Source organism: Pyxidicoccus sp. M15, assembly GCF_056858435.1.
Window position 1 is genome coordinate 12867888 of the sequence record NZ_CM166495.1, and the last position, 20192, is coordinate 12888079.

The 20192-nt window shown below is 72.0% G+C and carries 20 protein-coding genes; 9 read left to right on the forward strand and 11 right to left on the reverse strand.

Annotation, left to right across the window (positions count from 1 at the left end):
- The first annotated feature begins 172 nt into the window (after positions 1-172).
- The 5 genes from ACX9TP_RS48125 to ACX9TP_RS48145 all read left to right on the forward strand — a co-directional run bounded on the left by ACX9TP_RS48125 (position 173) and on the right by ACX9TP_RS48145 (position 4329).
- The gene (locus tag ACX9TP_RS48125) at positions 173-1117 is read left to right on the forward strand and encodes an ArsA-related P-loop ATPase (RefSeq protein WP_482977479.1); all 945 of its coding nucleotides are present in this window, start codon (positions 173-175) and stop codon (positions 1115-1117) included.
- Positions 1114-2238, forward strand: coding sequence for an ArsA family ATPase (locus ACX9TP_RS48130; RefSeq protein ID WP_482977480.1), 1125 nt, complete (start codon positions 1114-1116; stop codon positions 2236-2238). The genes ACX9TP_RS48125 and ACX9TP_RS48130 overlap by 4 nt, the downstream gene beginning before the upstream one ends.
- Before the next feature lie 90 nt (positions 2239-2328).
- A complete protein-coding gene (locus tag ACX9TP_RS48135; protein ID WP_482977481.1) occupies positions 2329-2508 on the forward strand; it encodes a hypothetical protein in 180 nt (59 codons plus the stop codon).
- 213 nt (positions 2509-2721) lie between these two features.
- On the forward strand, positions 2722-2892 hold the full coding sequence (locus ACX9TP_RS48140; protein WP_482977482.1) for a hypothetical protein: 171 nt from the start codon (positions 2722-2724) through the stop codon (positions 2890-2892).
- 321 nt (positions 2893-3213) lie between these two features.
- Positions 3214-4329, forward strand: a complete 1116-nt coding sequence (locus ACX9TP_RS48145) for a CBS domain-containing protein (RefSeq protein WP_482977483.1) — start codon at positions 3214-3216, stop codon at positions 4327-4329.
- A 59-nt stretch (positions 4330-4388) separates the two neighbouring features.
- Here ACX9TP_RS48145 and ACX9TP_RS48150 read toward each other — a convergent pair whose 3' ends face one another.
- The 3 genes from ACX9TP_RS48150 to ACX9TP_RS48160 all read right to left on the reverse strand — a co-directional run bounded on the left by ACX9TP_RS48150 (position 4389) and on the right by ACX9TP_RS48160 (position 6659).
- Complete coding sequence (locus ACX9TP_RS48150) at positions 4389-5207, reverse strand: QcrA and Rieske domain-containing protein (protein ID WP_482977484.1); 819 nt, start codon at positions 5205-5207, stop codon at positions 4389-4391.
- On the reverse strand, positions 5204-5806 hold the full coding sequence (locus tag ACX9TP_RS48155) for a YceI family protein (RefSeq protein ID WP_482977485.1): 603 nt from the start codon (positions 5804-5806) through the stop codon (positions 5204-5206). The genes ACX9TP_RS48150 and ACX9TP_RS48155 overlap by 4 nt, the downstream gene beginning before the upstream one ends.
- A gap of 64 nt (positions 5807-5870) precedes the next feature.
- The gene (locus ACX9TP_RS48160; RefSeq protein WP_482977486.1) at positions 5871-6659 is read right to left on the reverse strand and encodes a hypothetical protein; all 789 of its coding nucleotides are present in this window, start codon (positions 6657-6659) and stop codon (positions 5871-5873) included.
- 477 nt (positions 6660-7136) lie between these two features.
- Here ACX9TP_RS48160 and ACX9TP_RS48165 point away from each other — a divergent pair, with 477 nt between their 5' ends.
- A complete protein-coding gene (locus ACX9TP_RS48165; RefSeq protein ID WP_482977487.1) occupies positions 7137-8933 on the forward strand; it encodes a sensor histidine kinase in 1797 nt (598 codons plus the stop codon).
- Positions 8934-8940: 7 nt separating this feature from the next.
- On the opposite strand, the gene ACX9TP_RS48170 is transcribed toward ACX9TP_RS48165, so the two are convergent.
- A complete protein-coding gene (locus tag ACX9TP_RS48170; protein WP_482977488.1) occupies positions 8941-9366 on the reverse strand; it encodes a nuclear transport factor 2 family protein in 426 nt (141 codons plus the stop codon).
- Positions 9367-9643: 277 nt separating this feature from the next.
- Between ACX9TP_RS48170 and ACX9TP_RS48175 the strand changes: the two genes are divergently transcribed.
- The gene (locus ACX9TP_RS48175) at positions 9644-10339 is read left to right on the forward strand and encodes a hypothetical protein (RefSeq protein ID WP_482977489.1); all 696 of its coding nucleotides are present in this window, start codon (positions 9644-9646) and stop codon (positions 10337-10339) included.
- Entirely contained in the window at positions 10336-10842 is a 507-nt protein-coding gene (locus tag ACX9TP_RS48180; protein ID WP_482977490.1) for an arsinothricin resistance N-acetyltransferase ArsN1 family A, read from the forward strand. The genes ACX9TP_RS48175 and ACX9TP_RS48180 overlap by 4 nt, the downstream gene beginning before the upstream one ends.
- Before the next feature lie 9 nt (positions 10843-10851).
- On the opposite strand, the gene ACX9TP_RS48185 is transcribed toward ACX9TP_RS48180, so the two are convergent.
- The 7 genes from ACX9TP_RS48185 to ACX9TP_RS48215 form a co-directional block, all read right to left on the reverse strand.
- Complete coding sequence (locus tag ACX9TP_RS48185) at positions 10852-12324, reverse strand: hypothetical protein (protein ID WP_482977491.1); 1473 nt, start codon at positions 12322-12324, stop codon at positions 10852-10854.
- Positions 12325-12618: 294 nt separating this feature from the next.
- Positions 12619-13728 (reverse strand): glycoside hydrolase family 19 protein, encoded by a 1110-nt coding sequence (locus tag ACX9TP_RS48190; protein ID WP_482977492.1) that lies wholly within the window; start codon positions 13726-13728, stop codon positions 12619-12621.
- Positions 13729-13838: 110 nt separating this feature from the next.
- Positions 13839-14831: a c-type cytochrome gene (locus ACX9TP_RS48195; RefSeq protein ID WP_482977493.1), complete on the reverse strand. Its 993-nt coding sequence runs from the start codon at positions 14829-14831 to the stop codon at positions 13839-13841.
- Positions 14828-15391 carry a cytochrome c oxidase subunit 3 gene (locus ACX9TP_RS48200; protein WP_482982337.1) on the reverse strand — a complete coding sequence of 188 codons (564 nt, stop codon included), beginning with the start codon at positions 15389-15391 and terminating at the stop codon, positions 14828-14830. Before ACX9TP_RS48200 ends, ACX9TP_RS48195 begins: the two co-directional genes overlap by 4 nt.
- 5 nt (positions 15392-15396) lie before the next feature.
- Positions 15397-17151: a cytochrome c oxidase subunit I gene (locus tag ACX9TP_RS48205; protein WP_482977494.1), complete on the reverse strand. Its 1755-nt coding sequence runs from the start codon at positions 17149-17151 to the stop codon at positions 15397-15399.
- Complete coding sequence (locus tag ACX9TP_RS48210) at positions 17148-17888, reverse strand: cytochrome c oxidase subunit II (RefSeq protein ID WP_482977495.1); 741 nt, start codon at positions 17886-17888, stop codon at positions 17148-17150. Before ACX9TP_RS48210 ends, ACX9TP_RS48205 begins: the two co-directional genes overlap by 4 nt.
- 374 nt (positions 17889-18262) lie before the next feature.
- On the reverse strand, positions 18263-18529 hold the full coding sequence (locus ACX9TP_RS48215; protein ID WP_482977496.1) for a hypothetical protein: 267 nt from the start codon (positions 18527-18529) through the stop codon (positions 18263-18265).
- A 342-nt stretch (positions 18530-18871) separates the two neighbouring features.
- Between ACX9TP_RS48215 and ACX9TP_RS48220 the strand changes: the two genes are divergently transcribed.
- Positions 18872-19531 (forward strand): SCO family protein, encoded by a 660-nt coding sequence (locus tag ACX9TP_RS48220; RefSeq protein WP_482977497.1) that lies wholly within the window; start codon positions 18872-18874, stop codon positions 19529-19531.
- Positions 19532-20192 lie beyond the last annotated feature (661 nt).

Below are 20192 nucleotides of genomic sequence, written 5' to 3' on the forward strand. Positions count from 1 at the left end.
AGGGTTTGGCGTGAGTCAGCGTCTTCCCGCATCGGTTCTTGCAGGCAGCCTGCCGGGCATCCGGGCGGCTGCGCGCCAGCGGACGGCGCACGAAGGCGGCGGTTGTCGCGGCGCGCCACCTTCCTCACTGTGAGATGACGGCGCCCTCCGGCGCGCGACAGGACGGTGACCGGTGCTCGGAGCACTGTGGGACAAGCGCGCCCTGCTCGTGTCGGGCAAGGGGGGCGTGGGGAAGACGACGCTGGCGGCGGCGCTCGCGGTGGCCGCCGCGCGCGCCGGCCGGCCCGTGCTGCTGGCGGAGATGGCTCCGGACGAGGGCGGCCCCTCCGTCCTGGGCACGCTGGTGGGCGCTCGGGGCGTGGACTCCCGGGTGACGCAGGTGCGGCCCGGGCTGCGCTTCGTGCGGCTGGCCGCGTCGGAGGGACACCGGCACTTCCTCCAGGACACCCTGCCCCTGCGCTGGCTGGCCGACGCGGCGCTGCGCTCCCGCGCGCTGCGCCGCTTCCTGGAGGCGGGCCCGGCGCTGCGGGAGATGGGGCTGCTGTATCAGATGCTCGCGCTGCTGCGGCGCACCCTGCCGGATGGGCGCTTCGAGTACCCGCTGTCCATCATCGACCTGCCCGCCACCGGCCACGCGCTGGCCATTGCCTCGCTGCCGCGCACGGTGCTGGCGCTGATGCCGGGCGGGCCCATCGGCCGCTCCGTGCGCGAGGGGCTCGACCTCCTCCAGGACCCGGCCCGCACCGCCGTCCTCCTCACGAGCCTCCCGGAGCCGCTGCCCGTGAGCGAGGCGCTCTCCCTGGCCTCGGAGCTGGAGCAACTGGGGTTGCCGCTGGCCGCGGCCGTCCTCAACCGCATGCCCGAGGACCCCTTCACGCCCGAGTCACACGCCGCGCTCCGGCGGCTGCTGGCGGCGCATGGACCGCACCAGGGCACGCGCGCGCTCGGGAGGTTGGAGCGCGCGCGGACCGCCCGGGCCCGGCTGGCCGCGGGCCTGCGCGTGCCGCTGCTCACCCTGCCGGAGCTGCCCACCACCGGCGCGGACCTGGTGGAGCGCCTCGCGGACGCCTTCGCCCCATCGACTGCCGGCAACGCGGCACGGGAGGCGACACCATGAGCGCCCTCAACATGCACCGGCTGCTGCGCGACAAGCGCGTGCTGGTGCTGTGCGGCGCGGGAGGCGTGGGGAAGACCACCACCGCCGCCGCCCTCGGCGTCGCGGCCGCGCGGGCGGGGCGCCGCGTGCTGGTGCTCACCATCGACCCCGCGCGCCGCCTCGCCGAGGCCATGGGCCTGCCGGAGAATGGCGCCGAGCCCACCACCGTCCCCACCGAGCGCCTCTTCGCGGACGGCGCGCCCGGCCCCGGCCGGCTGGACGTGTGGATGCTGGAGCCGGGCCTCGTCTTCGAGCGGATGATTCACCGCCTCGCGCCCTCGCCCGAAGCCGCGCGCACCATCCTCGAGCACCGCATCTACCGCTTCCTCTCCGAGCTGGTCGCCGGCGTGCAGGAATACGCCGCCACCGAGGCGCTCGACGGCTTCCTCCACGATGACACCTACGAGCTCATCGTCCTCGACACGCCCCCGAGCCGGCACGCGCTGGACTTCCTCGACGCCCCCGGGCGCCTGTCGCGCTTCCTCGACGAGCGCATCGTCTCCCTCTTCGGCCCGGAGGAGCCCGTGCGCGGCGCCCGGCTGTGGAAGGGCGCGCAGGCGCTGGTGGGCCGCGTGCTGGACGGCGTCTTCGGCGCGGGCTTCACCCACGAGATGCGCGGCTTCGTCGGCGCCTTCGGCGGACTGCTCGGCGGCATCCGCCTGCACACGGAGCGGCTGCGCGCCCGGCTGGCCTCTCCGGAGGCGGCCTTCCTGCTCGTGACGTCACCCGAGTCCGCCGCGCTGCGCGAGGCCGCCTTCTTCCGCGACACGCTCCTCGAGCGCGGCCTGCCCTTCGCCGGCTACGTGCTCAACCGCAGCTGGGCGCAGGACGACGCGCTCGCGCACCCGGAGGCCCTGCTGGAGCATGTGCGAGACGACGCCCACGCGGAGCACGGCGTGGCCGCGCTGTCCCGCCTCGCCGCCACCGAGCACGCACGCGCCGAGTCCCACCGCGCCCTGCTCGCCCGCCTCACCGAGGGGCTTCCCACCGGCGCCATCGCCGTTGCAGCGCCGGATGCGGGTGCGGAGCTGGAAGAGTTCAGCGGGCTCGTACGATTGGGCGACGCGCTGGCGGTGGGATGACGCCCTCCTTTCCGCGCTTGTCACAAATGCATACGCTCTTCGGTGCCGGTCGAATCGGCGACCGGTTTCCCCCCACACAGGAGCCGCACGATGAAGACCACCAAGGTGAAGTCCATCAAGGAGCTGTTCGTGAAGGACCTGGCCCGCGTTCGTGGCGGCGAGGGCACCACGCCCACCACCACCACGACCAACCCCGAGACGCAGACGTGTAGCGCTCCTCCCACCACGCAGGCCTGCTGCGAGGAGGTCAACGACACCTGCTGCTACTGAGTCCCGGCTCACGCCGTGGCTGAACCGGCGCGTGTCCTCGCTCGAGGACGCGCGCTTTTTCATGTCTCACGCCCCACACCCCATGTCTCACCGCCCCCGCGCCGGTGGAGTGAAACGACCAGAAAAATCAGCTTCAGACGTATCTGTTTCAACTCACCGCTGACCTGCGACACGCGGTCGGCCGGCACCCACCACCCGACGAGGGGGAGCACCATGAAGACCACCAAGGCGAAGACCATCAAGGAGCTGTTCGTGAAGGACCTGGCCCGCGTTCGTGGCGGCGAGGGTTCCACCGAGACGTGTGAGCCCCAGAAGCCGATGCCTCCCAACACCACCCTCGCGTGCTGCGAGGAGGCCGGCGACCCCTGCTGCTCGGTCGACTGATTCCGTCCACGCACGGGGCGGGTCGGGCCGTCTTCGCCTTCGGGGGAAAGCGCTGACGTAGGGGTGTCTTCGCCCGGCCAGCCAGGCGTGAACGAGGCGCGTGCTTCCCAGCCGGGGAGCACGCGCTTCGTCTTTTTCCAGGCGGTGCTCCGCGCGCAGTGTCGGCCACGCGGCACGCCCGGTGTCCGCTCGCGAGCGGCCGGCGCCTCGTCCCGCCCGGGACAGGACAGTGCCCGCGGGCCTGGCGGCCGGGCCCCTTGGTTACCTCCAGGGACATCTCCACCCTTCGCGCCCCAACCCGACGTCGCCGGAGGCAATGGCATGGCCCAGAGAACCCTGGACAACGGCAAGGACGACAACCGCACCGCGCAGCGCTCCCCACCGCCGGAGCCCGGCACGCACCGGAGCGCCGACGTGGCTCCGCCCGGCTCGCGCGAGCGCGGTGAGTCCGACCTCACCGGGTGGAATCCCGCCCGCGACGAGGAGCCCGCCGTGCGCCAGGGCCGCTTCCACCGTGCCGCGGCCCTGCGCATGGCCCAGCCCCGCACCAACGTGGACGACACCGGCTTCGGCACCCGGCGCACGGGCATGGTGGGCATGGATGACCGCGACGCCGGCTGGGAGGGCACCGAGTACGGCACCGGCCCCTACGGCCGCGACAACCGCGATGGCCGCAGCGCCACCGGCCGCGGCGACCGGCGCGACATGGGCATGCAGGAGAACGAGTTGCCTCCGCAGCGCGCGGACTACCGCCCGTGGGACCGCTACGGCCATGGCGGAGAGGAGCGCCGGGAGGCGCAGGGCCCGCGCACGGAGCCGTACCGCGAGCGCTACCACGAGGGCGGCGCGCGCGGCGGGGAGCACTACCGCGAGGAGCGCCAGCGCATGGGCGGCGGCCTCCGCGAGGACCTCGGACGGGGCTACCCGCCCGGCCCCACCGTCCGCGCGGGCACGGAGACGGGCACCGGGCGCCGCCGCTGGCAGCGCGAGCCGCTCATCGCGCGCGAGGTGATGACGCGCAACGTGCGCACCGCGCGGCTCGACAGCCCCGTGCGCGACGTCGCCCACATCATGAAGGACGAGGACTGCGGCGTCGTCCCCGTGGTCAACGAGCATGGCGCGCTGGTGGGCATCGTCACGGACCGGGACCTGGTGGTGCGCGGCTTCACGGGAGGCAAGTCGCCGGACCAGCTCCGCGTCTCGGATGTGATGACGGACGACGTGGAGGCCGTCACGCCCGACGAAAACATCCACGACGTCATCGCCCTGATGGGCCGCAAGCAGATTCGCCGCATCCCCGTGGTGGAGCGCGATGACCGCGTCGTCGGCATCATCTCCATGGGAGACATCGCCAACCGCGCCGACTACGACGAGGAGCTGCAGGAGGCGCTGGACCGCGTTTCGTCCAAGCGCTCCTTCTGGAGCCGGCTCGGCTAGCTCGCGCGCCCGCGGAGGGAAGGGCCCTCACGAGAGGCCCCTCCCGTCCCGCGAGGGGCCTACCGCACGCCGCTGACGATGACGGCGTCGGCCGTCTCGGACACGGTGAACTTCTTGAGGGGCAGCGTGGCCGGCCCCACCGTCACCGCGCCCTGCCGCGTGAAGGTGGACTGGTGGCAGGGGCAGAAGAGGTCCGCCTCCTGCGCGCGGAACTCCACCGGGCACTGCTGGTGCGTGCAGATGGAGTCCACCGCCGACAGCGTCCCGTCCTCCAGCCGGAAGACGAAGATTCGCTCGCCGTAGCCGGAGGGCACTCCCGTCACCGAGGACCCGTTGTTGCGCAGGTCCGGGAACTGGCTGAAGGGCAGCGTCAGCTGTCCGTTCACCACCGACGGGAAGTCGATGTCACCGCCCAGCACGTTGACGCTCACCACCCGGGTGCCCGGGTTGTAGTCCGTCTGGAAGCTGCGCAGTCCCACCGTGGCCGGCCGCTGCAGCACCGCGCCGTCCTTCGGGTTGAAGCGCGACAGGTGGCACGGACACACCACGTCCTTGCCGTCGAAGCCGAGCGGGCAGCCCACGTGCGTGCAGATGGACGACACGGTGGAGAAGTCGTCGCGCCCGCCCTCGTTCTTGGTGTGCACCACCAGCAGGGGCACCGGCTGCCCCGGCACTCGCACGGTGATGGCGCCGCCCACCGGCTCCAGGTCCGGGTAGCGCGTCACCAGCAGGTCCACCGTGCCGGCGGCGCTCGCCGTCACGTCCGTCACCGGCGCGGGGCTGATGTCCGGCGCGCACGCGGGCAGCGCCGCGGAGGCCGCGCCCGCCGCGCCCGTGCCCAGGACTCCCTTGAGAAAACCTCGACGCGACGTGCTCACTTACCCTCCACCACGAAAACCAGCTTCGGCTCCAGGACCAGCTTGTCGTCCACCTTCACCATCAGCAGCGACGGACGCTCGATTTTGTACGACTCCAGGCTGATGTCGAAGGCGCCCTCGGCGGTGGCCTCCTTCTCGGAGGTGAACGTCACCTTCATGGGCACGCTCACGTCCTGCGCCACGCCGTGGAAGGTGAGCTTCCCCTTGAGCGTCACCGGAACCGTGGCCGGATAGCTCGCCGGCAACTTCACACCGTCGGCCATGCCCTTGAATTCGATGATGGGGTACTTCGCTGCCTCCGTCACCTCCTGCATGTGCGCGTCGCGGTTGGAGTTCTGCGAGTCGAAGTCCTTCACGTTGGCGCGCACCGCCACCTGCAGCGTGCCGTCCGTCAGCAGCACGGCCTTGCCGATGCTGGGCTTCGCCGTTCCCACCACCTCGTGCAGCTTGTGAATCAACTTGTAGGTCAGCGAGCTGGCGTCCTTCTTCACCGAATAGGCGGCAAGCACCGGGGCCCTCGCGACGGGCGCCGGGGCCTGCGCGGCGGCGGGCAGCGCGAGCAGCAGGGTGGCAAGCAGGGCAAGTCGTCGAGCAATCACGTCAACCTCCAGGAACCTTCGATTCAGGGCCTCGCGGAGCCGAACGGCGGCGGCGCGAAAAGATTCAGAAGAACAGGGTGACGACACCGGCCGACACCGCGCCCAGCGTCGTGTAGCCGACCACCTGGTGCGCGATGGCGTAGTCCCGCTCCGACAGCCGGCCGTACCGGTGCGTGGACATGATGCCCAGGATGACCTGGGCGATCATCCCCACGGTGGCCACGGACATCAGCAGCTTGTGGACGGTGATGGTGTCCCATTGGAACTTCTTCTCGAAGGGCTCGGGCGCCAGCAGGCCCAGCAGGCCCACGGAGGCGAAGAGCGCCGAGGTGCCGATGGCCAGGCCCCGGTGCAGCCCCAGCAGGTTGCGGTCATCTCCGCCGCCCCGGAACGAGTCGTTGAACTGGAACTGGCCCACCACCGTGGTGGTGAGCAGGCTCGCCGTCAGCGCGAAGCCCAGCCCCTGGTGCAGCTTGAGCATGGTGCGGCGGCGGCTGATTTTCTTCTCCAGCTCCGGGTTCACCTGCGGAGCCAGGGCCGACTCCTCGTCCCCCAGCAGGTCGAAGTCCATCGACGAGGAGTCCCCCGCGGACGGCGGCGTGGACTGCGTCTCCTCCCGCGGCTGCGTCGGCGCGTCCCGCGCGGGCGCCGGCTCGGCCTGCATGGGCGTGGGCGCGACCTGCTCCTCGTCCGCGGCCGAGGGGACGGGGGCCGCGGGCGCGGCCTTCGTGCGCTTCGCGGACTTCTTCTTGGAGGACTGGCTCCTCTTCGTGGGCTCGGTGCTCCGCTGGGCCCAGGCGGTGGAGGAGAACGACAGGGACAGGATGACGGTGAGGGCGACGATGCGGGTCATCAGTTGTTTCCGTGTGAGCTCGAGGCAGGCATCCGGGTCCAGGCGGTCAGGTCATCCAGGGCGGTGCGGGCTTCCGGGCCCATCCCGTCCCCCGCATCCCACGGCGTCCCGCAGGCTACCCCGTCCCCGGGGGGCAGGGGGGTGTCGGAAACGCAACGCAATGGATGGAGCCACCGGAGGGCGGCTTCGGGAGACCGGCGCATGACCTTCCTGCCCATGAAGCCCGGCATGCCTGCACCGGGGCGCGTCGAGCGACGGTAGCGCCCCACAGCGCGGGACGGAAGCCGCATGCGAGTCACGACCTTCTGTCGCACAGCGGGCTGCGCGCGCGCCCACCCCACCTGAACGGTCTGTTCACTGACGGTCCGGGACTGACGTGCGCAGGACAGTCGTCGCCTCCGGGGCCGGCAATTCGGCTCCGGATGCGTTTCAGTCGTCTTCGGACCACCCGCCCCATGCGCGGCGTGGGCACTGCATATGGAGAAGCGCTGGCAGGGCACGCTGTTGGAGTTCCCGACCCACGAGCGCCGGGCTCGCGCCCGGGCGGAGCTGGCCACCGCGCGCATGCAGAGCCTCCAGGCCCTGACGCTCGCGCTGTCCGGCGCGCTCACGGCGGACGACGTGGCGCGCGCCGTGGTGGAGGAGGCCGTGCGCGCGCTGCCCGCGGATGCCGGCATCCTCTTCCTGCTGGACGCGACGGGCTCCACGCTGGAGCTCGCACACACCGTGCGGTACGACAGCGCCGTGCTGCCCGCCCTGGCCCGCGTGCCGCTGACGGTGCGCATGCCGGTGACCGAGGCGGCGCGCACCGGCGCTCCCGTCTGGCAGGCCGGGCCCTCCCTGCCACCGGAGGAGGCCCCCGAGGCGGAGGCCCTCGTGCGCACCGTCTACTCCGGGAGCTACTCCTCCGCGTCCCTGCCGCTGCTGGCGCGAGGGCGCGTGGTGGGCGTGCTCGCGCTCACCTGGCTGGAGTCGCGCGGCTTCGACACCGAGGAGCGCGCCTTCATGGACATGCTGGCGCAGCAGGCCGCCATGGCGCTGGAGCGGGCGCGGCTGCTCGCCGCCGAGCGCCGCCAGGCCGAGCGCGCCGGGCTGCTCCAGCACGCCACCGCCATGCTGGCCGCCTCGCTGGACGTGGGGCAGAGCCTGCGCGGCGTGGCCCTGGCGCTGGTGCCCTCGCTGGGCGACTTCTGCATCATCGACGTGCGCGGGCCGGACCTGGAGGTGCGCCGCACCTTCCACGCGATTGCGCCCGAGTCCGCCGCGCTGCTCGCCGCCAGCCGCTGGCAGCCGGCCGAGCCCACCCATTCTTCCGTCTGGGCGCTCGACTCCGGACAGCCCGCCTTCCACCCGCACGTGGACGCCGCGTGGGCGGAGGGCGCCGCGGCCCAGGGCGCGCTGCCGCGGGCGCTGGCGCCGTGCTCGTGGCTGTCCGTGCCGCTGGCGACGCCGGAGGGCGTGCTGGGCGCGCTGACGCTGGGCCACTCGCTGTCCGGCCGCCACCACACGGAGGAGGACCTGGCGCTGGCCCTGGAGCTGGCCCGGCGCGCCACCGCGGCGGTGCGCAACGCGCACCTCTTCCACCAGACGCAGCAGGCGCTGCAGCTGCGCGACGACTTCCTCTCCGTCGCCAGCCACGAGCTGAACACGCCGCTGACGTCCCTCAAGCTCCAGCTCGCGTGCCTGCAGCGGGGCGTGCCGGACGCGGACGTGCGCACGCGCGCCTCGGCCGCGGTGCAGCAGGTGGACCGGCTGGGCCGGCTGGTGCGCGAGCTGCTGGAGGTGTCCCGCCTGTCCGAGGGCCGGCTGCACCTGGACCCCGAGCCGGTGGACCTGGTGGAGCTGTGCCGCGAGGTGCTGGGCCGCTTCGAGCACGAGATGCTGCGCGCGAGCACCGCCGTCCACCTGCACGCCCCCGCCGCCCTGCCCGGCCGGTGGGACCGCGCGCGCGTGGACGGCGTGGTGACACACCTGGTGTCCAACGCGCTGAAGTACGGCCAGGGCCAGCCGGTGGAGCTGGAGTTGACGGCCGCGCCGGAGGACGTCGCGCGGCTGGTGGTGAGGGACCGGGGCATCGGGATTCCTCCCGAGCAGCAGGCCCACCTCTTCCAGCGCTTCGGGCGCGCGGTGCCCCTGCGCCACTACGGCGGCTTCGGGCTGGGGCTGTGGTTCTCCCGGCAGGTGGTGGAGGCCCATGGCGGGCGCATCCACCTGGAGAGCGCGCCCGGCGAGGGCACCACCGTCACCGTGGAGCTGCCCCGCGCGCCCGCGTGAGGCGCGCTCAGGCCGGCGTGGTGCTGGGCACCTGCGAGCGGGGCCCGATGTTCTGCGACAGCTCCTGGCCGAGCGCGTGCGGGTCGAAGTACGCGTAGAACCGGCGGATGCGGTCCCCATCCCACTCGACGATGGACACGCCCTCGTACGACACGGCCGCGCCGTTTTCCGCGGTGCCCTGTGTCTCCCACTCGAGGGCCACGCGGTCCCCGGCCTCAATCATGTTCCGGAAGGTGGACCGCACCTGCGACAGCGTGCCCTTGTATTCCTTCCAGAACTGCCGGGCCCCGTCCGGTCCTCGGAACACCCGGGCAGAGGCCGCGTTGCTCACCTGCGCGTCGTCGCTGAAGAGGGCGACGATGCCCTCCAGGTCGCCGTGCTCCTCCAGCTTCAACAGCGCGTCCACGAACCGCTGCGCTCGCTCCGTCGCCATGCGCTTCCTCGCTCGTCATGAAAGGGGTTACACGGGGGTAGGGTGCACATGCGGTTCAGGCGTTGCTCCTCCGGGAGCCCGCTCCCCTGCCCCACGGCCGACGGCAGCGAGCACCGGCCGGGCGCCCCGGCGGTAGACTGTCCTCCACCACCCCGCGCCCACCATGGCCTCATCCCGAACCCGTTCCGCCGCAGCGGCCACAGCCTCCGTCCCGCCGGAAGAAACCTCGCTTGCCCCCTGGGCGCCCGCGCAGTCCCTGGCCGAGCTGAAGGAGGCCATGAGCTCGCCCGGCGTCATCCAGGCCGAGGTGGATGCGCTCCTCGCGGCGATGGCCCGGCCGCCCGCCGACGACGAGACGCCGCGCGCCCGGGCGGACCTGCTGCTGGCGCTGATGGACCTGCCCGAGGAGGCGCGAGACAGGACGGGGAGCAACGGGAAGACGGTGCGCGCCGCGGCGCTGGAGGCCCTGCTGGAGCTGGGCTACCCGTACGCGCTGGAGGTGCACCCGGACGTGCTGGAGGACGTGCGGCAGCAGGCCGGAGGGCGCAGGCGGGACGCGAAGGAGGGAGGCTCGACGGCGGGCGTGGTCCTCACGCTGCTGGCCCTGGTCGTCCAGGTCGTCCTGATGGTGTTGCTCTCCTCGTCCAGCGTCTACAACTCGGGCTGGGAGCTGTTCCACCTGGTCCGCCTGGGACTGGTGGCCGGCCCGCCGCTGCTGGCCCTCTTCGGACAGCTGGCGGATTCGAAGGGCCTGCGCTCTCTGGGAGCCCGGGGCATGACGCTCCAGGGGCTGGCGTGGCTGGCCTTCAGCGGGCTCATGGCCCTGGGGTCCTCTTCTTCCAGCGGACTGCTGACCCTGCTGGTGGTTCCCTGGTACCTGCCGCTGGCGGCCGCGTACTCCATGCGCGCGAAGTCCGAGCCCGGGAACGAGGCGCCCGCCCTCGCACCGCCGACGACGACGGAGCCGTCATGAGCCGCCCCCGGCTGAACGCCCGGGCCGCCACGCGCGAGGACTGCGCGGCCATCGCGAGCATCTACAACGCCGGCATCGCCGAGCGCCGCTCCACCTTCGAGACCCGGCCGCGCACGCCCGGGGACATCGCCGGCTGGCTGGGAGGACGCCACCCCGTCATCGTGGTGGAGGACGAGGGCCGCGTCGTCGCCTTCGCCTCCAGCGGCACGTACAGCCCGCGCGAGTGCTACGCGGGCATCGCCGACTTCAGCGTCTACGTCGCCCCGGAGGCGCGAGGATTCGGGGCCGGACGGCTCGCCATGGAGGCGCTGCTGGAGGCCGTCGAGGCCGCCGGTTTCCACAAGCTCACCTCGCGCGTCTTCGCCACCAACACGCGCAGCCGCGCCCTGCTCGCGAGCCTCGGCTTCCGAGAGGTGGGCCTGCATGAGAAGCACGCCCCGCTCGAGGGCGTGTGGCAGGACATCGTCGTGGTGGAGAAGCTGCTGCCCGCGAACGTCCGGTGAGGGTGCGCGCTACCGGGACTTGCGCTGCTCGTGGGCCAGGCGCTGCGTCCACTCCTCGCGACTCCAGTCCCGCGCCTCGTAGCCCGCGCGTTGCTTCGGGGTGAGGGCGTCCCAGGACGTCCCCGCCTCCATTTCGCGCGGAGGGTCGAAGAGGCCGCGGTGGTCCTTGTCGAAGGACTCGCCCACCCGGGCGGCTGACAGGCCCTTCATGTTGAAGCCGGACTCGGCGGCGAGCTTGTTGTCACCGTACTTCAGCTCGGTGGAGATGCCGCCGCCGAACTCCGCCTTCTGCTCGTTGAGCGTCACGAACCCCCTGGCGAGCTTCCCCGCGCCCAGCTCCACCTTCGCCCGCCCGTCCGAGTCCACGCCGAGCTTGAGGACGCCCAGGTCCAGCTTCGTCTCCACCTTCTGCTTGCCCGACGCGCTCTGCATCAGCTCCAGGCTCAGCGCCCCGCCCTTGAGCACCACCCCCGCCTCCTCCTTGTGGCCCACCTTCCCCCGGGTATCCACGCGCACTTCCTCGCTCAGCTTGACGCCGTGGGCCGTGAGCGAGCCCTTGCCATGGAGCTGCATGCTTCCTCCAGCCCGCTCACCGGTCAGCTCCCGCATCCGGGCGTTGACCGTCTGGTACGCGCGGTTCACCGAGTCCGGCGGACCGAGGGCGCGCCGCCACTGCGCCGCGTACGCTTCTCCCGCCGCGTCCCTCCGGCCGATGCCGAGGACGTTGTCCTGGAGCTGCGCCTGCCGGGGCGGCCCGAGCGCCCTCAGCTCCCGGAGACTCTTCGCCCCGTTGACGGCGTCCACGTAGCGGCCGAGGTACTCGGTGTGGGCCCGGTAGAAGGCGGAGCCCACGTCCATGGCGTGCTCGTTCACCGCGCCGCGCAGGGACTGGGGCAGCTTCGCGTCGTTGCGGAAGAAGTCCGGCTCGGCCGGGTAGCCCAGCGGGCCCGCGGGCGCCGTGCCCTTGCGGCGCTCGAGCATGCCCTTGGACTCGGCCTGCTCCAGGAAGGCCGTCCGCGTGGCCGGGTCCTGCGCCTTCACGTACTCGCCGAGCAGGCCATCGCGCTCCATCCGCTCCAGCGCCGCGCGGTAAGCCCCCGGCTGCAGCGTCCCCAGCGCCGCGTGCACCGCCTTCACGTCGCTCCCGTTGATGAACCAGTTCTGGAGGTTGCGCGTCAGGTGCGAGCGGACGTCCGAGTACACGGTGTCCGGCACCTCGGACGGGGACGCGGGAGGCGGACCCATCCTGCCGCCCCGTGCCGTCAGCTCTCCCGCGGAGATGGCCGGGCCGGAGGAGGCGGGTGCCGGCTGGGAGGCCGGGGCCCGGGGTGCGCGGGCGGAGGGCCCATCATAGGCGCGCACCTCGTTGCGGGCGGCGGGAGCGGGGGTGTCCTTCGCTCGCGACGGGGGCGGCGTCGGGCCGGGCTCCGTGGGAGTGTCGATGGGGACGGGGGTGCTGCTGGACGGGTCGATTCGGGACATGGGCGCGCTCCTGTGGGAACGCCTGCCCGGTGCAGTGGACGGACCAACGCCTTCCCGGGCCTACGGGGCGGCGGGGCATCGCATCCACCGGACGCCTCCGTCCCGCGAGCGAGACCCGGTGAGGCGCGGGAGGATGCGCCGGAGGCTTCCGGCTCCGGGCTCGCGAAGCCGTCGTCGGCTCGAGCCCCCCTGGGCGCGTGGCTCCACGACGCGCCCCCGCAAACGCGACGAGGACCGCGGCCCTACAGGCCCACGGTCCTCGCGTCACTGCCGTGTCATGTCAGGCGGGACGGCTCAGAACACGTTCTGCGCGCGGCGGTAGTAGGCCTCGCGGTCCGCCATGCCGTTGTAGCCGCCGTTGATGCGGCGGGTGACCTCGCGGAAGTTGCCCTGGTCCGCGTAGGTGTTGAGGTTGCGCGACTGCCAGTACCAGCCGGCGATGCGGAAGGCGACGTCCGGGTCCTTGGCGCGCGAGGGGTTGCCCTCCAGGTCGATGCCCAGCGCCTTGCCCGCGGCCCGGTAGTTGGCGCGGCCGGTGAGCTGGATGGGGCCGCGGCCCTTGTAGCGCACGCCGTCGCCCGGCTGCGTGTTGCCCAGGTCCTTGCGGCCCTCGTACGCCGCGCCCGAGGCAATCTCCTCCATGTAACGGAGCTGGCCGCTCTCGTGCGCCAGCTGCGCCAGGAACATCGCCTTGCGCTGGGGCGTGGTGATGTTCGCCTCGGCCATCGCCTGGTTCAGGTACGGCAGGTACTGCTTGGCCTTCGCCTCCGACAGGTTCGGCATCACCCCGCGCAGCTGCGCCACCGTCACCCCGGCAGACCCGCCCGGCGCCGGCTTCGGCCCGTTCACCCCGCCCACCGGCGGCGGGTTCGACGGCTTGCCCGGCGCCGCGCCGCCACCCGGAATCGTGAGCTTCTGGCCCACGTGGATGAGGTTCGGGTTGGAGATGTTGTTCGCCTTCTGCAGCGCGCCCACCGTCGTGCCGTGCCGGCCCGCGATTCCGCTCAGCGTGTCACCCGACTTCACCGTGTACGAGCCGCCTCCGCCGGAGGACGGCTTGCTCGGCGCCGCGCCGCCGCTGCCCGGAATCGTGAGCTTCTGGCCGGCGTAGATCTTGTTCGGGTTGGCGATGTTGTTCGCCTTCTGCAGCGCGCCCACCGTCGTGCCGTGCCGGCCCGCGATTCCACTCAGCGTGTCGCCGGACTTCACCGTGTAGCTGGAGCCCTTCGAGCCCCCACCCGTGGCGCGGGGCGCGTCGAACCCATCCACCACGAGCTTCTGGCCGACGAAGATCTTGTTCGGGTTGGCGATGCCGTTGGCCTTCGCCAGCTTGTCCGTCGTGGTGTTGAAGCGCCGGGCCAGGGCACCGAGGGTGTCGCCGCTGCGAACGGAGTAGGTCGTCACGAGAAGGGGCTCCTGGGGGGAGGAGAAATGAACCGTGCCAACATTTTCGGCGGAGCTGAGAAAGTGTTTCGTCCGGGCCGAACTTATTTGATTCCCGAATCAGTCCGTTCTCACTGGACGGACGCGGAGGAGGTGCGGAGGCGCTCCTTGAGGGCCCGGGCCTCGTCGGTGTCCCTCAGGCGGACCAGGGTCTGCACGTAGTACGCGAGCGCCCAGAGGTTCTCCTCGGGGATGGCGCCCTTCCACGTCGGCATGGCCGCGCCGCCCACGCCCGCGGCGATGACGCGGTAGAGGTCCTCGCGCTGCCGCTCGGCGGTGTAGGGGGTGCCCTCCACCGTGTCGCCCTCCTGCCAGACGGTGCGCAGCGGGTGGAAGAGGAAGTCCGGCGGCAGCAGCTTCTCCGTCTGGGTGGGCTCGCCCTGCGCGTCCACCGTCACTGGGTGCTCGGAGTCCCTCGGCTGCGCGGTGTACGGGTCCATCCGGGACAGGTCCACCTTGCGGCCCAGCGCCTGCTCCATCAGCACGGCCAATTCCGCACGAGGCAGGTACGCCACATGGCAGCTCGCGCAGCCCGCGTTCCCCGAGCCCGCCACGTGGTACGCGACCCTGCCGCGCGCCACGGCCTCCGACTCGCGGCCCTTCCACGGGTCCGGAGAGGGAGTGAGCGGCTGCCCCGGCGCCTCGTCCTTCCAGCGCGGGCTGAAGGTCTTGAGGTACTGCACCACCGCGTCCAGGTCCGACTCGGGCACGTCCCACGCGAACATCGGCGTGCCGTGCAGCCCGCGGCGCAGCGTGCGCTTCAGCGCGTCGTCGGTGGGCAGCTCTCCCGCGGAGACTCCGCCGAACTTGAAGAGGCCCTGGCGGAAGCTGCGGGGCACCGGCCGCATCCCCCGCCCCGCCGGGCCCTGCCCGTCACCCTGCTCGCCGTGACAGGACGCGCAGTAGTGCGTGTACACCGCGTGCCCACGAGACAGCGTCTGCGCGGGCACGGTGCGCCCGTCGGCGAGCTTCAGCGGCTCGAAGGTGGGCGCGGGCTTCGAGCGACAGGCGGCCACGGTGAGCAGCAGGGCCGCGAGGCCCGCGCGAGGAGCGTGAGGCTTCATGGGAGGTACACCGCCAGGAAGAGGAGCAGCCACATCACCGCCACGAAGTGCCAGCCGAGCGCCTGACGCCGCACGGAGTCCCGCACGTCCCTGCCCCGCTTGAGGCGCACGGCGCACAAGAGCACGCCCGCGAGGACGGCGAGCACGTGCAGCCCATGCAGCGCCGTGAGCCCGTAGAAGGCGGAGGCGGACACGCCATCCTCGGGAATGCGCAGGTGGTGGTTCCACCAGGCGAGGTGCGTCCACGCCGCCTGCATGGCGACGAAGACCGCGCCCAGCACCAGCGCCGCCTTCAGGGTGCGAAACAGCCGCCGTGCGTCGTCGCGACGTCTCCAGAGCAGCGCGCTCCCCAGGAGGAGCGGCAGGCCCGGCAGCGCGAGCAGCCACGGAGACAGGGGCAGCGGCGGCCACGGCTCGCGCATCCGGTACCAGCCGACCGCGAAGGTCAGCGAGACGAAGAACATCGTCCACGCCGCGAGCCCCAGCACCGTGCCGAGCCACCGCGTCGCCACGTCCTCCGGCGAGGCCTCCGCCTCGTGCGGCGCACGCATGGACATCATGGGCTTCACGCGGCACCTCCCGACGTGGACACGCGGTCCATGCCCTCCGCATCCACCGGGGCCGGCTCCGTCCCGGCGGCGTCCGGCAGCCGCTCCGCCTGACCAATCCAGTCCCGCCCCAGCTGCGCGAGCACCTCCGGCTGGGACAGCGCATGCGGCCCCCACAGCACCTCGGGCACGGGGTCATAGTTCCACGCGGGCGGAGGGCTCGGGGTGCACGTCCACTCGAGTGTCCCCACCTTCCACGGGTTCGCCCCCACCACCCGGCCCCTCGCCAGCGTCCAGACGAGGTTCACGATGAACAGCACCTGCGCCGCGCCGAGCAGGAACGCGCACGCCGACGTCCACTGGTTCAGCGGCAGCAGGTGCTTCAGGTACGTGTACTGGTACGGGTCATACAGCCGCCGCAACTGGCCCGCGTAGCCCGCCGCGAGCTGCCCGCCGAACACGCCGAGGAACAGCACCGCGCTCGACAGCACGTGCGCCTTCGCGAGCCCCTCGTGCAGTGCCCGCCCGAACATCTTCGGGAACCAGAAGTAGAGCCCCGCGAAGACGGCGAGGAAGCTCGCCGCGCCCATGGTCAGGTGGAAGTGCCCCACCACCCACAGCGTCCCGTGCAGCGGCACGTCCGTGGCCACCGCGCCCAGCGCCAGGCCGGTAATCCCGCCCAGGCCGAAGACAATCATCGTGGACAGCGCCGCGAGCATCGGCGCCGTCAGCCGCACGCTGCCCCGCCACAGCGTCATCAGCCAGTTGAGGAACATCACCTCCGCGGGCAGGGAGATGAGCAGCGTCAGCACCATGAATGTGCGCCCGAGCAACGGCGACATCCCGCTCGTGAAGAGGTGGTGCGCATAGACGAGCCCGCTCAGCGCCGTCACCGTGCCCATGGCCCCCGCCGTCAGCCGGTAGCCATGCGCGGGCTTGCGACTGAAGAAGGCGACGAAGTCACCCACCATCCCCCACGCGGGGAGAATCAGGATGTAGACCTCCGGGTGGCCGAACAGCCAGAAGAGGTGCTGGTATACCACCGGGTCGCCGCCACCGCCCACCGCCGCCGCTCCCGCGATGAAGAACTGCGTGCCCAGCAGCCGGTCCATCAGCAGCAGCGCCGTGGCCGCCGCCAGCACCGGCACGAACAGCACGTTCAGCACCGAGGCGAAGAACAGCCCCCACACCGTCAGCGTCAGCCGCCCCCACGTCATCCCCGGCGCGCGGCAGCGCACCACGGTGACGACGAAGTTGAGCCCGTAGAGGAACGACGACGCTGCCGCGCACAGCACGGCGACCGTCACCAGCGTCTGCCCCAGGCCCGGAGTGAAGGCCGGCGTCGACAGCGGTGGATACGACGTCCACCCCGCGCTCGCCGGGCCGAGCCGCACCGCGAACGAGGCCAGCACCAGCGCTCCGCCCAGCGCGTAGAGCCAGAAGCCCACCACCGACAGCCGGGGGAACGCGAGCCCCCGCGCACCGATGGACAGCGGGAGGACGAAGTGGCCCAGCGCTCCGAAGAGCAGCGGCGTCACCGCGAAGAAAATCATGATGAGGCCGTGCATGGTGAACACGGCCGTGTATGCCGGCGGAGTCAGCGCGCCGCGCGACTCGGGGAGCGCCCACGACAGTCCGGGCACCGGCTGCCCCGGATACGCCCACTGCCAGCGGATGAGCAGCGCCAGCAGCCCTCCGAGCAGCAGGAAGCCCAGCCCGCTCCACAGGTAGCGCCGCGCCACCGCCTTGTGGTCCGAGGAGAAGAAGCTCATGGCGCCTTCCACTCCCAGCCCCAGTGGGCCGCGAGGTCCTCCGCGTCATATGCCTGCGTGGCCTGCTTCGAGGCCTCGCGCAGCCAGGTGGCGTAGGACTCCGGAGACATGGCCGTGAGCACGCCGCGCATCCGGTAGTGGCTGGTGCCGCAGTGCTGGTAGCAGGCGGCTTCCCATGCGCCCTCGCGCGCGGCCTGGAACCAGGTCTGATTCACGCGGCCCGGAATCGCATCCAGCTTCACGCGGAAGTGCGGCAGCGAGAAGCCGTGCACCACGTCCGTGGACACGAGCTGCACCCAGACGGGAGCGCCCACCGGGACGCGCAGGTCGTTCCACGTCACCACGTCGTCGGGAGTGCCGAAGCGGCCGTCCGTGCCGGCGTACCGCGCCTCCCAGGACCACTGGTGCGCGTTGATTTCGATGCGCACCGTGCGCGGGTCCGCCGCGGGCACGTGGAAGTTCCACAGTACATCGCGCAGGTAGCCCTCCGAGCCGAGCAGCAACGTCCCGTCCACCACCACGAAGGCGCCGAGCGCCAGTCCCAGCACCCAGGCCCGCGAGCGGCGCGTTCCTCCGTCCGACGCGGCCTGCTTCGCCTGGTGGAATCGCCAGACGGCCAGCACCAGCCAGCCGAGCGCCACGGCGATGAGCACCGCGTCGAAGCGGTGGCTCCACGCGAGCAGTGTGTCGATGCGGTGCCCGTGCGTGCTCGCGTCCTCGGGGAGCGACAGCGTCAAGGCGGCGCGTGGAGCGTCCGGGGTCGACGTGCCCGGAGCGGCAGCCGGGACGTGCGCGGGTGGAGTCGGTGAGCTGGGCTCCTGTCCGGGAGGAGGTGCGGCTGCAACCGCCAGGGCAGGAGCGGGCGAAGTCGGTGAGGTGGGCTCTTGTCCGGGGGCAGCAACCGCCAGGACATGAGCGGGCGGAGTCAGTGAGGCGGGCTCTTGTCCGGCGGCTGCAACCACCAGGGCATGAGCGGACCGGGACGCGGAGCCTTCTTCCCGGCTCGAAGATGGCGACGCGGCAAGCAGGACCGCCTCGCCAACGGCCATCCGGGGCGACGGCGGCACCGACGCGAACAGCGCGTCCGCGATTGCGCCAGCGGGAAGCACCCTCACAGGCGCTCCTCGCGCATCGCCCGCCGTGCGGCCCAGATTCCGACTCCCACGAGCAGGAACGGCGCGAGCACCAGCGCCCCGAGAAGCAGCACCGAGCGCATCGTCGATTCAGGAGCCCGCAGCGTACAGGAGGGACACGCGAGCACCTCCGCTGGGAAGACGCCCAGGAGCAGCGCGAAGAACGAAGCCGCCCTGGACAACGGAGCCCTGTCCCTCACCTGGGGTGTCGTGTCACGGCCGGAGGTGGAGCACTCGGCGGGCATCACTCCCTCTCGGGTAGCACGCGGAACCGGTCCCCTCAAGGCATCGGCGCCTCCCACCCTCCCCCTGCTTCGCCGCCTGGCGGACCGCGCGTCGGAAGGGTGGTGCCGGGCGCATATCGGACGGAAGCCCGCGGTGGCTCCTTCGAAGGAAGCCCAGGTCCGGTGTACGCGGAGCGGCCTGGACCCGCCTTCGCCAGGGGAGCGCCGGACCTGCTTGCTCACCGCGGGCCTGCCTGCCCCCGAGGCGGCCATGCGCCACCTACATTCCGTGAGAAGTCATGATGTCGCAGGGGGGCCGCCCGCGCTTGTGCCGGCCCCGGGCTTCCGTTACCTGGGAGGCCCATGTCCGCCGACTCCACCCTCGCGGCCCCTCCAGCCCGCCTCACCCAGCGTCCCGGTTTCTGGGCCGGCATCGCCGTCGTCGCGCTCGGCATCACGCTCATGGCCGGTGTCGCCCTGGTGCGCGGCCGGAGCGAGCCGCTGCCCCAGCTCGGCGCCATGCCGGAGTTCACCTTCACCCGACACGACGGCAAGCCCTTCGGCGGCGCGCAGCTCCGGGGACGGCCCTTCGTGGCCAACTTCATCTTCACCCGCTGCCCCACCATCTGCCCCGCCTTCACGCGGAAGATGGTCGGCGTGCAGGAGCGCACCGCGTCACTTGGAACGGGGCTCCAGCTCGTCTCGTTCTCCGTAGACCCGAAGTACGACACGCCCGAGCGACTCGCCGAGTACGGCCAGCGCCACGGCGCCGACTTCACTCGGTGGAGCTTCCTCACCGGCGACTACGAGCAGCTCAAGGACACCATCGTCAACGGATTCAAGATCAGCATGGGCCGAGAGGCCGGTGCGCCCGAGGACGACCTGCTCTCCATCTTCCACGGCACCCACTTCGTCCTCGTGGACCGCGACGGTCAGATTCGCGGCTACTACGACAGCGCGGACAGCGACTCCACCGAGCGCCTCCTCCGCGACGTCGAGCAGCTGACCCGCGACGGGCGCTGAACGGAGCAGCGATCTCAGCGACAGGGCGCCCCGTTGAAACGGGGCTCTCACTGCTCATGCCCTGCCCCTTCGCGTGGCGGGCTCGCGCCGCAGCCGGCTTACGTGGAAGGAACCCTCATTCCGCGGGCAGCCCCGCCCGGCGGCCAGCCCGCGCGGAAGGAACCCTCATTCCGCGGAGAAGCCTCGCCCGACGCCTCGTCGACGCGGAAGGAACCCTCATTCCGCGGGCAGCCCCGCCCGGCGGCCAGCCCGCGCGGAAAGAACCCTCATTCCGCGGGCAAGCCTCGCCCGGCGGCTGAGCCCACGCGGAAGGAACCCTCATTCCACGGGCAAGCCTCACCCGGCGGCTGGGCCCACGCGGAAGGAACCCTCATTCCGCAGGCAAGCCTCGCCCGGCGGCTGGGCCCACTCGGAAGGAACCCTCATTCCGCGGACAGCCCCGTCCGGCGGCTGAGCCCACTCGGAAGGAACCCTCATTCCGCGGACAAGCCTCGCCGGGCGGCTGAGCCCACGCGGAAGGAACCCTCATTCCGCGAGACAGTCCGCCCTCGTTGGAGGCCAGATCCTCGCAACACGGCACTCCGCAGAGCCGGAGGGCTGACTCGACACCTCCGTGCGAAGCCGGCCCCACGAAACAGCTACCCCGCAAAGCCGGAGGGCC